Origin of the sequence: Acinetobacter sp. YH16053, assembly GCF_013417035.1 — a bacterium.
Classification (GTDB): domain Bacteria; phylum Pseudomonadota; class Gammaproteobacteria; order Pseudomonadales; family Moraxellaceae; genus Acinetobacter; species Acinetobacter towneri.
Genome location: NZ_VPEP01000030.1, coordinates 1 through 13,966, shown reverse-complemented (window position 1 = coordinate 13,966; position 13,966 = coordinate 1). Strand labels below are relative to the sequence as shown.

The window sequence follows — 13,966 nt, the reverse complement described above, 5'->3', positions numbered from 1 at the left end:
CTTGGCCAGAAAAATGAGTCGTTCTCGCTGTTCTAAACTAAGTGGTACAGAAACAATTCGAGGCATGTGTGAACATCTGTTAACTAAAAAAACTTTTTCGCATGATTAGTTATTCTTGTCAACTTATTGATTTTTAATATTTAAAATATGTGATTTTTAAATAATAAATATAGCAAAATATAGTTTATATTTTTATGCCTTTATTTTTTTGTAAGTCAATGCGCTATGTTTATGTTTTTAGGAATCAATCTAAAAAAAGAAGGTATTCAAAAAATGTTTGAATACTTTAAGTCAGCCATTGATGACTGTGAGTCAATTGCAAATACAATCGAAAAAAAATATGCTCAAAAACATGGAGAGAAATTAAATAGTCAAAATGATGAAACATTCAGTTATCAGATTGGACTTTTAGTCTATACGGAGCAATACAAGCTAATTAGAACTAAGCAATTATTGGAAGATGATTTACAGAAGTATTTAGGACGTAATTTAGATTTTTATTTACCTATGCTTGATCTTGTTTTCGAATCTGATGCTTCTGAGCAGATTTTAGAAAAAGAATCTGAATTCCTTCAATCTTTAGGTGATCCTAATAAATATATTTTTAGTCAAAATCTGGCTGTTCATGTTGAGTATTTATTCAGAATTTTGATAGCTGTTCACTTCCTAAAAGTGATTGAAATAGAATTGTTTAAACCAGATGTTAAAGATATAGAAATTCACAAAGTGGCTTTGTATTTTGATTTTTATTATCGTTTATTGCCAGCATTTAAAGGGGTGGATGAGTATAAGAGTGTTCGAGCTCGAATGAATAAATATAAACAAAATGTAAAATTATTTTTAGCTGAAAAACCTCAAAAAGACTATGTGCTAAATGAATATCGAAAAGGTGTATGGAAAAATAAAGCTCAATTTATAGATTTTATATTAACGAAAATTAATCATGATCTAGCTGATGAAAAAGATCATATCAAAGAGTCGACTGTAAAGCGGTGGTTACGCAAGCAAACCTAAATTTTTTTAGGTAGTTTGCTAGCAACGTGTTTTACCCAAAGATTCACGTTATACAAAATGAACCCATATTTATGTATCTATGGGTTTTTTTATGTCTATTCAGCCAATGCGTGTGCAATTCAAAAATGTTTGCAAAATTTTAGATGTTAGTCGTGAATCACTACGACATATTATTCGAACTGACCTTACTTTTCCTCGCCCAATTAAAATGGGTGAATCTAAACAATCACCAGTCTATTTTGATTATGCCGATCTAATGAAATGGCATAACAAGCAAAAAGCCAATGCGATTGCTGAGGCTTGATAATGCAACAACATAGTAATCAAGAAAAAGCAGGATTTATCAATCCTGCTAAGGGGAACGTTTACCCTGCAATTTCACTCCAAGAACAGCTTAATCAGCTTTATCTTGAATATAGCTTCTCCTCACATTGGGCAAGCATAGCAGCTAAAACTTTACGTCATGAGGGGCAAATACGTAAACCATATTTAAAGAAGAAAATAGACAGTTTGAAAGAGAAAATTCAGCTATCACTTGAATTTACTGAGGTGAAATAGATTGAAAAACATCCTCTTAAACTTCATTAAGCTTGTCTCTATATGGTTTATCACACTGTTGCTTCTTGCAAGCTGTGGTTTACCTGCTTATGCTAAGCACGTTCATCGAAAAGCAGATGAATTAGCTTTGGTCGGCTATAACTTACAAGGCGTACAGCTCGGCAGAGTTATTGTGCGTAATATCTCTATGCGTTCGCATTTTATGGTGAAGCTGGAGAGGGACACGCTTGCGTGTGCAGGAAACCTTGTAGTCCTGTCGACCAACCCTTTTCAGCTTTGCCACCATCATTTGGTCGTGATTGGTAAAGCTTCTTATAAACTACAAGGAGCACAATTCATCGTGCCTATTTCTAGCGATTCCGCAAATAAAAAGGCGGTGACATTATGACGAATGCCACCACCTTAGATCCGAAATTAATTATAGCAAATAGTGTCCTGAGTCAGAACCCTAAAGATCTTGAAAATAATGAAATTTTTGAGAGATTTGGCTTCTCTGATCAGCCTTTCTATTTTGATCCTTATAGCATTGATATCAATGGCTGTAAGATTTGTTACCCTTTAAATATGCCTATCGTAAATGGGTGTTTAGAGTTGATCCAATGTGCCGTTTTAGAGAATGGCAAACGTGTTCAAGTCATACCAGATGGCGTAGCCTATGGCTTTGCATACTACGGCGAACTTAAAAAAGATCAGCCTGTTATTGTGACTTATGGTTTGGAGGCATTCTTTAAGATTGCTCAAACAGGTTACGCCGTAGTTTTAGTGATTTTACCTCACTTATGCTCGAGTCATTTACCTGAGCTGGGCACGGCAGATTTTACGCAAGTGGAGCAGTGTATTCATCAGTTGGAGCAAGCAGGCTATGGATACATTTATTTGCCGATTCGACCAGAGTATAAGCGATTGATAGAGGATATAGAGCACAACACACATGCTCGTATCATTGATCAATATACGCATGAGTACTCTATAGATTTATCTCAGTATGATCTAACAGAAGAGGTTTTATATTTTTTAGATCAGGCAATCGCTCTCAATAATGAGATTAGGGATGTATGGGAAGAACCTTTAAACATTAAATCTGAATTATTGCCTGTAAAGCCTTTAACGTCTGATATGTTGCCTCTTGATCTAGATGTGTATTGTCGAGATGAAGCAAAACGAGCTGACAATATGACACCTGATTTTGTTGCTGTTTGCTTATTAACTTCATTGGGTGCATTGATTGGAGCGAGAGTTGCAATAAAGCCTAAGCAGTTAGATGACTATGCTTTAGTGCCCAACTTATGGGGTGGCATTATTGCACCGCCAAGTAGTAAAAAAAGCCCAGCAATTAAGGCAGGGACACGGCATTTAGATCGTTTAGTGATTCAAGCTCAGGAACAGTTTAAAGAAGCAAAAGCAGAAAGTTTTGCAAACGATCTTGTGGCAAAGGCGACAGAAAAAGAATTGTCTAAGCAACTCACCAAGGCAACTTCAGATGAGGAAAGGAAAAAGGTTGCTTTAGAGATTGCCAGATTGCAGGAAGATGCAACTACACAGCCTGTATTAAAACGATATTTCACCAATGACTCGACACCAGAAGCCCTTGCTGAGTTAGAGCGTAGCAATCCGAACGGTATTTTGGTTGTTCGTGATGAATTGGTGGGATGGCTGAGTTCCTTAGATCAAAATGATACTGATACAGGTCGTGCTTTTTATTTGGAAGCTTGGAATGGTACAGGCTGTTATCAATTTGATCGGGTAATGCGTGGTTCAGGACTTATTGAAAATCATTGTTTGTCTGTACTTGGTGGAATACAGCCAGATAAGTTGATGAGTTATCTAGAAAAGACCATTAAGGGAATGGGCAATGATGGCTTATTACAGCGGTTTCAGTTGCTCATTTATCCTGATATTTATGATTGGCAGTATGTAGATCAAGCCAGTGATAAGGAGGCTAGAAATGCGGTATTCAGCTTATTTAAAGCGATTGATGAGCTGAATGAGCATGAGTTGGTTAGGCTAGGTGCACAACCGTCAGATGAGTTTAATAGCCGTCCTTATTTCAGGTTTACGTCTGAAGCTCAGGAGCTGTATAAGGCATGGTCGGAGAAAATGAATGGGCAGATCATTCCTAATGAAGAGCATTCGATTATTCAAGAACATTTAACCAAGTATGGAAAACTGATGCCGTCATTGGCACTGATTTTTCATTTGGTCGATGGTGTGCAATTAGGTAGTCGTCTAGGTGGGATCAGCAAACGAAGTACTGAAATGGCGATACAGTGGTGTGAGTATTTGGAGAGTCATGCACGGCGTATTTATGGGCTTGTACTACAAGCTTCATCCTTTAAGGCAGGTTTACTTGCAAAGAAGCTTAAATCTTTAAATGAAAGCGATTCATGGCGTTTAAATGGCTTTAAAGCGAGAGATGTGCACCGTAAAAATTGGAAGTCTTTAACGGATATTGAATCAGTCAATGAAGCACTCGACATACTTGTGGATCATCATTGGTTAAGGATTCAGGAAATAGAGTCGACGGTACGGGGAGGTCGACCAACGATTCTCTATAAAATCAATCCGAAAATTTTTAAATAATATGACTGAGTACACCGACAAAACTGACACAACTGAGTTTTGTCAGTTTTGTCGGTGCATATTTCTAGCACATTTAAAAATAAAAGGTAGTGAGTTTACTTTTGTACAATGCTTGGTGATAGCAGGATGGATATATGATTTTTGAATGACAAAATATGTATGATTCTAATTTTATAGGCAGAGTAATTGAGGTTGAAAAAAGTGAAAAATGGTATGCCGTTTTTTTAAAATTATAAAAATTTAAGTATATGAAAAATATAAAATAATTAAAGAAAACGGCACTATAAATTTTCAAAAAAAAGAGCTAAAAACGTCACTATCACAGTACATTTTAGGCTAAGCAATATATAGGCTTATATTTATCGTAGGTATGCTGTTTTTTTAGTCGTATTCAGCCAAAGCATCATTGCTCATTTAGAGATAAACGTTACTATATCCCACTGATATATACATAATAAATTGTGGAACCCGATTCATGACCCAAGTACAGCTCCAACAACTCCAAAAACAACTCTGGAATATCGCAAATACTTTACGTGGGAAAATGGGAGCGGATGAGTTCCGTGACTACATCTTGGGTTTTATCTTCTTTAAATATCTGTCTGAAAAATCAGTCAATTTTGCCAATGAGCTACTCGACGGCGAAGACATCAGCTTTCTAGAGCTTGATGAAAACAATGCCGAGCATGCGCCGTATATCGAAGAAATTAAAAAGAATGCCATTAGCGAAGTGGGTTATGCACTTACACCAAAGCAACTGTTCCATACTTTAGCTGAACGTGGTCGTCAGGGAGAGTTTATTCTGGATGACCTCACGGCGACTTTAAAAGCCATTGAACAAAGTACTTTAGGTTCAGACTCAGCAGATGACTTTGCCAACCTGTTTGAAGATATGGATCTCAACTCAAGTAAGTTGGGGAATACGGCGAGTGACCGTAATGAGTTAGTGGCAAAAGTCCTTAGTCATTTAGATGATATTGATTTTGATATTTCCAATACTGAAGCCGATGTATTGGGTGATGCCTATGAATACTTGATTGGTGAGTTTGCTTCTGGTGCAGGAAAGAAAGCAGGCGAGTTCTATACACCGCAATCGGTTTCGACCTTGCTTGCCAAGATTGTGACGCAAGGTAAAGCGCGTTTACGTTCAGTCTATGACCCGACGTGTGGTTCAGGTTCACTGCTGTTACGTGTGAAGCGTGAAGTCAAAGATGTGGATATGATTTACGGTCAGGAGATGAACCGTACCACGTACAACTTGGCACGTATGAACATGATTCTGCATGATGTGCACTTTGCTAAGTTCGACATTAAGCAAGAAGATACCTTAATCCGTCCTCAGCATCTCGATAAACGTTTTGACGCCGTGGTGGCGAATCCTCCATTTTCAGCGAAGTGGTCAGCCGATCCGTTATTTTTACAAGATGAGCGTTTTAGCAGTTACGGCAAACTTGCACCAAGTTCTAAAGCCGATATGGCATTTGTTCAGCACATGCTTCATCACTTAGATGAAAACGGTACGATGGCAGTGGTCTTGCCCCACGGCGTTTTATTCCGTGGCTCAAGTGAGGGCGTGATTCGTCAATACCTCATTGAGCAGATGAATGTGATTGATACCATCATTGGTTTACCTGCCAATATTTTCTATGGGACGTCTATTCCGACCTGTATTTTGGTACTAAAAAAAGACCGTGAGCATAAAGACAATATTTTGTTTATTGATGCCAGCAATGCGTTTGAAAAGCAAAAGACCCAAAACAAGTTATTGCCTGAGCATTTGAATAATATTATTAGTGCATTTGAAAAGCGTCAGAATATTGAGAAATATGCCAAAGTTGCCACTTTGCAAGAAGTCAAAGACAACGATTACAACTTAAACATTCCTCGTTATGTGGATACCTTTGAAGCCGAAGCTGAGATTGATTTAGATACGATTGCCAAACAGCTTCAAGCCTTAGAAGTAGAAAGCCAAAAAACTGATGCTGTGATTGCAGATTTTTGTAAAGAGCTAGGCATTGATTCACCATTTGTGGAGGTGAAGTAATGGCTTCACCTCAGTTACGCTTTAAAGAATTTAATAGTCCTTTAATTCAAGACAAATTGGTAAATGTTACAGCTTGGTCGTCAGGTGGAACTCCATCAAAAGATAATGAAGCATATTGGGATGGTGATATTCCATTAATTAGTGGTGCATCAATGCACACTAATAAGCTGTACGAGTCCGATGTCAAAATAACAAAATTAGGTTTACAAAAGGGATCTAAGCTTGCACCTAAGGATTCAATTTTAATTCTTGTTCGTGGAAGTATGTTATTTAATAAAATTCCTATGGGGATTACATTAGGTGATGTTGCTTTTAACCAAGATGTGAAATGTATTCAGCCTAAAGAAAATTTAACTTCTGATTTCCTTTTTCAATCGTTGAGTGCTAAAGAAAACGTAATCCAAAATAAAGTGACTTCAACGGGAATTGGTGCTGGTAAGTTAGATACACCCGATTTACAGAATTTAGTAATTTCGCTTCCCTCCAAAGAAGAACAAACAAAAATCGCTTCTTTTCTATCCAAAGTGGATGAAAAGATCAGCCAACTGACCCAAAAACATGAACTGCTGAGCCAATATAAACAGGGCATGATGCAAAAGCTGTTTAGTCAGCAGATTCGTTTTAAAGCCGATGATGGTAGTGAGTTTGGTGAGTGGGAGGAAACGACTTTAGGGCAAACAGGTAAATTTATTGGTGGGGGAACACCCTCAAAAGAAAATAATGAATTCTGGCAAGGTTCTATTCCTTGGATATCGAGTTCAGATCTAGTTGAAGAAAGCATTTTTAAAATCAATATATCAAGATTTATTTCTGAAAATGCTTTAAATCAATCGGCGACTAAGCTAGTGCCAGCAAATAGCATTTTGATTGTTTCTCGTGTTGGTGTCGGTAAAGTTGCAATTACACCACATGAAATTTGTACTAGCCAAGATTTTACAAGCCTAGCTTTAACAGATGGAAACTCAATATTTTTTGCATATCTAATTAAGTCTTTAACGCCGTATTTATTGGAAATGAACCAAGGTACTTCCATCAAAGGTTTTGTTAAGGAAGATTTATCTAATTTGGAAATTCAGGTTCCTTGCCAAGAAGAACAAACCAAAATCGCTAATTTTTTATCTGCAATCGATCAAAAAATTGAAGTCGTGACTCAGCAAATTGAACAAGCCAAACAGTGGAAAAAAGGCTTGTTACAGCAGATGTTTGTATAAGTTTTTAAAACCAAATCTTATAGCGAGGTTTGGCTTTTTTGTATTTTATAGAGGGTAAAAAATGAAAAAACTATTCATCGCAACTTTGGCTTTAGTGCCAATGTTCTGCCAAGCACAGACATTTTATTATGGTGAGCCTGCTGTATTAACAGGTAAATTATTAAAAATAAAAAGTCAGCATTTTAATCCTGAATTTGCCAAAGAAGTTCAAATTGCTGTATCACTTGATCAGCAAGTGGATGTAGATGGGCAAGCAGGGTTAGTCAAAACCAAGCTTATTCAAATTGTAGGTGGTAGTTCTCAGGTGTACTCATCACTATTTAAGAACGAAGGCAAAGCTGTAAAAGTAAAATGTGCGGAATTATTTAGAGCGGAAACAGCACACCATACAACGAAAGTGCTGTGTGACTTAGATTCAATTCAATATGTATCTCATACCGTACCTACGGCAAATACGACAACTGCTAAATTGGGATTAAGTCTATATAAAACCGATGATGAATTTAAATACTATAAAGGGCAAGTCACTTTAACGGGCACATATACAAGGTCTTATAACCCGAATGATGAATTCGATGACAGTGACAATATTTGTTTCACACCTGATGCTACGACAGCGAAACTAATTCCTAGACCAAATGGCGATACACGTAAGCCGTATTTCTGTTTTAGTAATTTTGAAACGGCAAGAAAACAGCTCAATTTGAATGCTCAATTACCAAGAGGCTACTGCTCACAAAAGGGTAAGGCAACAGTGACCATTCAAGGATATGACCTGTTCTACGCAGAAGCAGGTTTTCATGATTTATCCAAACTTGTATCTGCTAAAAATGTTGTGGCAGGTCAAGCAGGAAAATGTAGAAATTAAACGTGTTTAATTTGGCTTGTTAAGCTGGTGTTTGTTTAAATTTTAAAGCCAAATTCTTGAGAGAATTTGGTCTTTTTATACTATTTTTAAAATCAAAATATGAGAGGGTGAAATGAAAAATCCATGGTTAATTGGGGTGGCTGGTATTGTTTTGGGTGGCGCAGGTGCGTTTGGTTATGTGTCCTATCAGAATAAAAATGTAGATACTAACGTGGCGACTATAAAAGAAGCTCCTCAACCCAAAACGACTGAACAATCCAATGAATCTAGAAAATCTAGTTTTCTGAGCCAAGAATTAGTAGATGCTCGTTTAAATGAGCTTAGTTTTAAAGAAATTATGCGACTTTTCTATAAAGATAATATGCGTAATGTCTACGTCAATGAAGATGAATTAGCAACAGAGAATTTCATTGGTCTAGGGGCAACGAATGAGTCTGGAGAGGATACCGTTGCATTGATGCATCCTATTATTAACTATCGCAATGTCGAAGGTGATGCACGTTTCTTGGTGATTATTGAAAAAGTTCAGATCATGGATAACGGCAGTGTTGTGAGTTGTCATGCATGTGTTGGAAATGCTGATTTATATACCTTTAAAAAACTTAAAAATGGTCAGTATCAAGTCGTAAGTATCACACATAAAGACCAAGAGTTTGGTGGTAGTTATGGACGTGTACATCTAGATCGCGAAGAAATTTTAAATAATATGCAACCTATCGGAAAAAACTTAATTGGTAGTTTTTACCAAAGTGGCTATAGCAGTACGGGTGAAACTTCAATCTCATGGAATGTTATTCATTTACCTGAAGATGATTTTATAGGTGCTTATGGTGTAGCTGAAAAGGCAGGAGATAATGGGGGGAATCATGAAGAAGATTCTCCATTGCATTATAGTTTTGATAGTCAAATTCAGGTGATTGATAATAATGAAAAATATTATCCAATTCAGGTGAGCTATTTCGGGGAAAAATATAATACAGATTACACAGAGATTATTCCTGCTGATCAAAAAATTGTCTTAAAGTTTGATTCAATTAAAAAACAATATGAATAGAATCTATGGACTTATTTGTTAAATATCAGCATCTTTTAGATCAAGCTAAAAAATTTAAACAACAACCTCGTGAAAAGACTTTCTTTGACACGGCGATCCGTAACCACTATGAAAACCCAACGACAGAGCTATTAGAGTTCTTCTTAAATCCGCAAGAATCGCATGAGTTGGGAGATGTCTTTTGGAAAGGCTTTGCCGATGTCGTTCAGGCTGAACTCAAGCAGGATACAGACATTTCAATTGGTCAGATTGAACGATTAGAGCGTGAATGTGTAACCCATAGCGGTAATCGTATTGACCTGATGATGGAAACGGATTCGCATCTGCTACTTATCGAAGCAAAGATATATCATCACCAAAACAATCCATTTAATGACTATGTCAAATATGCAAAGACTCGCGCAAAAAAGAAAGAAATTTTAGGTCTAATTCTGAGTATTTCAGGGAAAAGTGAAGCACAGAATTGGTATAGTATTTCCTATCAACAATTGGTGAATGCAGTACGACCATATTTGGCTGAGCAGATGCTGAATCATCCCATGAATAAGTGGAATCTCTTTGCTCGTGAATTCCTACTTCATCTTGAAAGCTATTACAAAATACAGAACTTAGATATGAACCGTGTGCAATTTATTCTTGATCATTATCAAGAGATTCAAGAGTTACAGAAAGTAAAGACCAATACCATTAAAGAAGTGGTTGAAAAAATTAGCCAAACGCTCAATCAATCTATTGATGCATATGAATCTTATAATAAATATGAGTCTTGGGGCGGTATCCGTTTTTATAACCATGCATGGGGTAATACCAGTAATACCACTTTATATATTCATGAAAAGAATGGTGAAACGGTATTTGCAGTCACGACTTATATTCTTAATCTAGATGAAGCGTTGTACAAACAGGCACTTGAAATTTTACAATGCCATGATGATTCACGTTATCTAGATTGTAAGACTGAAAAATATAAGGGTGGTGCTGAAAAGTGGCTTTGTGTTTATTGGTATTCACCAGAACATACATTTGAGGCTATTGAAAGTTTAATACTTGAAAAAGCAACATTGTTAAATCAAATAGAAATTACGTTGCGATAAAAGTAAAAATCAGATGTTGATAAATGAGGGTTATATCAGATATCTGTGCGACAATAATTTATGAAATTGAATTTTAATGTGATTTTTCCAAAGAAAAACATCGAGAATGGTTTAAATGAGCTTTAAGAAAAAAACGAAATTAAAATGGATCATCTTTATTTTATTGATCCTTGCTGGAAGTGCTTACTTCTTTAAAGACCACTTAGCAATATTGAAAAAGGATACCGCATCATCTATCGATCAAGTATATGTTGATTCAGATGGTGTCGAACATATGCTTGATCAAGGTTGGTTCCCAGAAGTATCTACATCATTTGCAAGATTTTACGTTGGTAAACATAAGGAAATTTGTGGGAAGGTTACTCAAAAAGCAGTGACACGTAAGGGAGCCTTTATCAATTTTGGTGATAGATATCCAAATCATGATTTTAGTATCGTGATTTGGGGAGAAGTAGAAAAGAAAGATTTACCACCTATAGGGCAACATCTATGTGTTAAAGGATTAGTGAGTGAATATAACGGTAAACCTCAAATTGAGTTAAAGACTTTAAATGCTCAGATCTATTACAAAGAAGATTAATACTTTATTTGGTATATAAAATGCGTCAATTTTTAATTTTACTGTTTCTTAGTATTTCGCCCTTTCTCTATGCCACAGAATTCAAGAAAGAAAGGATTCTGTATCTTGATAATGTTAAATATTTTGTAAATAAAGTACCTCCAAAAGTTGAAGGTGAGCCAAGAGTTCATATCTCTAAATATTGGTATACCGAAGAATTCTATGAGCGACATCTCTATGATTTTAGATGTCAGGAAAATATGTATCGAGAGATTGAAATTGATTCACAAAGTAGACCGATATACGGCGAATGGCAAAAAGTTCTAGAAAAATCACTTATCCCAATTTATATGCATAGTGCGTGTGGACAGCAAAGCAACCTTGGCAATAAATATCGGAATCTCAATCAGTGTATCTCAGGTCAAATGACTAAATTTGGTCAATGTGGTTCTGATAGTGATTGTATGACTACAGTGTCAGTATGCCAGCGCTTTATACCAAAGAAATGTTATTTCGCAACGTATGGTGTAGTGTGCTCTGAAGTGCCTAATGATTGTGTCCAGTCAGATATAGGTACTGTTAAATGTAGATCATTTGAAAAATGAAAATTCATCTAAAGTTGAATATTTAATATAGATATTTACCTTATAATCAATATCTTAATAATAATGAGGGCGGGTTTTTGAAAAAAATATTAATAGGGGTGTCATTGTTGCTGCTATGCACTCTCAGTGCTTCTGCAAAAGAGCCTAAAAAGATGATTCGTATGAATATAGATTCAGGGAGCGAGTTTTATCGAACAGCTAAATATGAGTCTGTAGGGGCGTCGAAATATTCAATTTGGGTTGAAGAACATTACACCAATAAAAGTCCTAGACGAATTAATGGAGCTTCTTATAGTGCAAGAAAATATTTAATTGATTGCCGTAATTCACAATTTAGAACATCTACGACATTTCATTTTGATAACACAGGAAAATTGATGGGTGGTGGTTCTACACCACACACTAAATTTGCTTCCATAAATTTTGGGACAGTTGAAAAGTCACTGTTTCAATTGATTTGCTTATCTTAATTCTAACTTGTTTTTTATAGTCTAAAGTGAATAAATAATGTTTAAAAAAATTTTATTAATTAGTTTCTTAGCCTTACCTGTTATTTCAACTGCTGATGTAATTCGTGTAAGTCCAGCATCCCTACAAACTTTGCCATCCCAAGAGTTAGGTCAAGTTATATTGAAATTTATCCCCTCTGTAGGCGAAACAGTGGATTGGTCTAAAAATGCAAATGATCTCAGTTTTAAATGGTTAGATAGTAAGTACGTAGAAGCTAAACGCTACGATGATGGAACGATTTATTCAACTCGTAGAGCGATATATCGTGGGAACGTAAATGGTGTAAAAAGCACTTTCTTAGATAAACGTGTCTATGAAATGCCATGGCTAGTGACCTTGCGTGGAGAGGCTCAAGGAAAGTTTGGTGTTGATTCAGTTGAATTCTATCCATATGTTTTGGCAAAAAATTCTAATGATTCAAGTATATGTTTTGGATCAACTCATGAAAATTGTGATTTCACACCATTTAACTCTTTAAAGAAAGCTGGAATTACTTATAAGAAAATTTGTGAAAATCAAATGGGAGCTGGCAATTTTAATAAAGTTTATCTCTTATCTAAAAAAGGTAAAAAGAACACTTACGCTATCTGGTCTCAATCTGCAGGTTCAGGCGGAAGCTCAAATTCTTTTGCACTAGATTTTTCATCCTCGAATGCAGAAGTATGTAAAAAAGTAAAATCGTAAGATATTTTGCGTACTAGGGGGTAAGTCGCCCCCTATTATATTTGATTTTTTATCAGGGGAAGATTTTGAAAAAAATATTACTGCTTAGTGTTATTTCTATTTATTGCTCTCAATCATTTGCTAAATTACCTATCATTAATAATAGTGAGCCTTTAAATACACTTCCTGCAGAAGTTTTAAAAGTTGTTCAAGAAGAAATTATCAATGCTTGTTATGAAAAAGCATCTGAAGCTGGTAGCTCATCGCCAAGACTAACATTTGATAATGGTTTTATTCGCACTGGTGATATTAATGGAGATGGATTGGAAGATTATGTTATCAACTCCTACAATGTTACTTGTGAATTAGTAAAAGGAATTTATCCTAGTAATGACTCTAAAGAAAATGACTATGGAACTTTAAATATTTTATTTCAAAATAAAATAGGTGGCTTTGATCATGTTGTTAAGAATTATCAACTCTACGAAGAAATGTTTATGTCAAGAAATCATTATGATATACATGAATTTTTGAATTATAATGGCGTTAATTCTATTAAGTGGAATAAAAATAAGCAGGCATTCATTTATACCAATAATATAGCTAATTATGAAGAAACAATACCTTTAAACACATCAAAATCCTTAACAAGCAAAGAATCTAATTCTGTTTTTTGGGAAGAACTATAATTTTTAATAATTATTTTTCTAAAATGAGATTAAAGTAAATCATAGAGTATCAAATGAAAAAATATATATTTTTAGCCATTATGAGTTTTATTATAAACCCTAGTTATGCATCAGATACTGATTTTTTGATAGAAAATGATACACAAGTAAAAATTGCACGAGAGGCAATAAAGAAGGCAGTGAATGATGGGGTTCATCCAGATGAGTATTTTGATATTGCATTTGTTGCAGTTAGGAAAAGTTTAAAATATAGAGCTGATACAAAAGAAAATCTTTATAACTTCTCTCAAAAAGTCGCAAAGATAGCCAGTGAAGAAGCATATAACACATATATTAATATGTATAAAAAGTCGAACTGAGACTACTTAATGAAGTAGTTTGATATAACAATGAACCGTACCGGGTTTGTCGGAGACTTTTTATTTAAGTTAGGCCACCTGACCTAACGGATTAATTTTATCATAGTACATTGCTTCAAAATCAAAAGGTGGCACATAACCTAGTGCACTATGTACAC

Annotated in this window: 16 protein-coding genes and 1 pseudogene; 16 read left to right on the top strand and 1 reads right to left on the bottom strand. The window is 35.4% G+C overall.

Annotated features, from left to right (window positions below; translation table 11 throughout):
• Positions 1–66 (bottom strand): annotated as a pseudogene (locus FTV43_RS16195) (helix-turn-helix domain-containing protein); the annotation flags it as partial.
• Positions 67–231: 165 nt separating this feature from the next.
• Here FTV43_RS16195 and FTV43_RS13505 point away from each other — a divergent pair.
• From FTV43_RS13505 to FTV43_RS13430, 16 genes are all read left to right on the top strand, one after another.
• The gene (locus tag FTV43_RS13505) at positions 232–1,014 is read left to right on the top strand and encodes a hypothetical protein (RefSeq protein ID WP_179995721.1); all 783 of its coding nucleotides are present in this window, start codon (positions 232–234) and stop codon (positions 1,012–1,014) included.
• A gap of 91 nt (positions 1,015–1,105) precedes the next feature.
• A complete protein-coding gene (locus tag FTV43_RS13500; protein ID WP_179995720.1) occupies positions 1,106–1,318 on the top strand; it encodes an AlpA family transcriptional regulator in 213 nt (70 codons plus the stop codon).
• 2 nt (positions 1,319–1,320) lie between these two features.
• Complete coding sequence (locus FTV43_RS13495) at positions 1,321–1,572, top strand: hypothetical protein (protein ID WP_179995719.1); 252 nt, start codon at positions 1,321–1,323, stop codon at positions 1,570–1,572.
• Between the two features lie 58 nt (positions 1,573–1,630).
• Positions 1,631–1,960, top strand: a complete 330-nt coding sequence (locus FTV43_RS13490; protein WP_257224120.1) for a hypothetical protein — start codon at positions 1,631–1,633, stop codon at positions 1,958–1,960.
• Positions 1,957–4,152: a YfjI family protein gene (locus tag FTV43_RS13485; protein WP_179995718.1), complete on the top strand. Its 2,196-nt coding sequence runs from the start codon at positions 1,957–1,959 to the stop codon at positions 4,150–4,152. The genes FTV43_RS13490 and FTV43_RS13485 overlap by 4 nt, the downstream gene beginning before the upstream one ends.
• Before the next feature lie 475 nt (positions 4,153–4,627).
• Complete coding sequence (locus FTV43_RS13480) at positions 4,628–6,196, top strand: type I restriction-modification system subunit M (protein ID WP_179995717.1); 1,569 nt, start codon at positions 4,628–4,630, stop codon at positions 6,194–6,196.
• Positions 6,196–7,407, top strand: a complete 1,212-nt coding sequence (locus FTV43_RS13475; RefSeq protein WP_179995716.1) for a restriction endonuclease subunit S — start codon at positions 6,196–6,198, stop codon at positions 7,405–7,407. The genes FTV43_RS13480 and FTV43_RS13475 overlap by 1 nt, the downstream gene beginning before the upstream one ends.
• 61 nt (positions 7,408–7,468) lie before the next feature.
• Positions 7,469–8,275, top strand: a complete 807-nt coding sequence (locus tag FTV43_RS13470) for a DUF4431 domain-containing protein (protein ID WP_179995715.1) — start codon at positions 7,469–7,471, stop codon at positions 8,273–8,275.
• Positions 8,276–8,387: 112 nt separating this feature from the next.
• The gene (locus tag FTV43_RS13465) at positions 8,388–9,329 is read left to right on the top strand and encodes a hypothetical protein (RefSeq protein WP_179995714.1); all 942 of its coding nucleotides are present in this window, start codon (positions 8,388–8,390) and stop codon (positions 9,327–9,329) included.
• 5 nt (positions 9,330–9,334) lie between these two features.
• Positions 9,335–10,423, top strand: coding sequence for a PD-(D/E)XK nuclease family protein (locus tag FTV43_RS13460; protein WP_179995713.1), 1,089 nt, complete (start codon positions 9,335–9,337; stop codon positions 10,421–10,423).
• 115 nt (positions 10,424–10,538) lie between these two features.
• A complete protein-coding gene (locus tag FTV43_RS13455) occupies positions 10,539–11,003 on the top strand; it encodes a hypothetical protein (RefSeq protein WP_179995712.1) in 465 nt (154 codons plus the stop codon).
• A 20-nt stretch (positions 11,004–11,023) separates the two neighbouring features.
• Positions 11,024–11,587, top strand: coding sequence for a hypothetical protein (locus tag FTV43_RS13450; protein ID WP_179995711.1), 564 nt, complete (start codon positions 11,024–11,026; stop codon positions 11,585–11,587).
• Between the two features lie 77 nt (positions 11,588–11,664).
• Positions 11,665–12,057: a surface-adhesin E family protein gene (locus tag FTV43_RS13445; RefSeq protein ID WP_179995710.1), complete on the top strand. Its 393-nt coding sequence runs from the start codon at positions 11,665–11,667 to the stop codon at positions 12,055–12,057.
• Between the two features lie 37 nt (positions 12,058–12,094).
• The gene (locus FTV43_RS13440; RefSeq protein WP_179995709.1) at positions 12,095–12,781 is read left to right on the top strand and encodes a hypothetical protein; all 687 of its coding nucleotides are present in this window, start codon (positions 12,095–12,097) and stop codon (positions 12,779–12,781) included.
• A 65-nt stretch (positions 12,782–12,846) separates the two neighbouring features.
• Positions 12,847–13,449 carry a hypothetical protein gene (locus FTV43_RS13435; protein ID WP_179995708.1) on the top strand — a complete coding sequence of 201 codons (603 nt, stop codon included), beginning with the start codon at positions 12,847–12,849 and terminating at the stop codon, positions 13,447–13,449.
• Positions 13,450–13,502: 53 nt separating this feature from the next.
• The gene (locus tag FTV43_RS13430; RefSeq protein ID WP_179995707.1) at positions 13,503–13,808 is read left to right on the top strand and encodes a hypothetical protein; all 306 of its coding nucleotides are present in this window, start codon (positions 13,503–13,505) and stop codon (positions 13,806–13,808) included.
• Positions 13,809–13,966: the final 158 nt, after the last annotated feature.

What these genes read in the sequence shown, in the direction of transcription:
- FTV43_RS13495 (WP_179995719.1), top strand. Translation starts at nt 1,321, where the DNA reads ATGCAACAACATAGTAATCAAGAAAAAGCAGGATTTATCAATCCTGCT.
- FTV43_RS13460 (WP_179995713.1), top strand. Translation starts at nt 9,335, where the DNA reads ATGGACTTATTTGTTAAATATCAGCATCTTTTAGATCAAGCTAAAAAA.
- FTV43_RS13480 (WP_179995717.1), top strand. Translation starts at nt 4,628, where the DNA reads ATGACCCAAGTACAGCTCCAACAACTCCAAAAACAACTCTGGAATATC.
- FTV43_RS13450 (WP_179995711.1), top strand. Translation starts at nt 11,024, where the DNA reads ATGCGTCAATTTTTAATTTTACTGTTTCTTAGTATTTCGCCCTTTCTC.
- FTV43_RS13465 (WP_179995714.1), top strand. Translation starts at nt 8,388, where the DNA reads ATGAAAAATCCATGGTTAATTGGGGTGGCTGGTATTGTTTTGGGTGGC.
- FTV43_RS13500 (WP_179995720.1), top strand. Translation starts at nt 1,106, where the DNA reads ATGTCTATTCAGCCAATGCGTGTGCAATTCAAAAATGTTTGCAAAATT.
- FTV43_RS13440 (WP_179995709.1), top strand. Translation starts at nt 12,095, where the DNA reads ATGTTTAAAAAAATTTTATTAATTAGTTTCTTAGCCTTACCTGTTATT.
- FTV43_RS13505 (WP_179995721.1), top strand. Translation starts at nt 232, where the DNA reads ATGTTTTTAGGAATCAATCTAAAAAAAGAAGGTATTCAAAAAATGTTT.
- FTV43_RS13430 (WP_179995707.1), top strand. Translation starts at nt 13,503, where the DNA reads ATGAAAAAATATATATTTTTAGCCATTATGAGTTTTATTATAAACCCT.
- FTV43_RS13485 (WP_179995718.1), top strand. Translation starts at nt 1,957, where the DNA reads ATGACGAATGCCACCACCTTAGATCCGAAATTAATTATAGCAAATAGT.
- FTV43_RS13475 (WP_179995716.1), top strand. Translation starts at nt 6,196, where the DNA reads ATGGCTTCACCTCAGTTACGCTTTAAAGAATTTAATAGTCCTTTAATT.
- FTV43_RS13470 (WP_179995715.1), top strand. Translation starts at nt 7,469, where the DNA reads ATGAAAAAACTATTCATCGCAACTTTGGCTTTAGTGCCAATGTTCTGC.
- FTV43_RS13455 (WP_179995712.1), top strand. Translation starts at nt 10,539, where the DNA reads ATGAGCTTTAAGAAAAAAACGAAATTAAAATGGATCATCTTTATTTTA.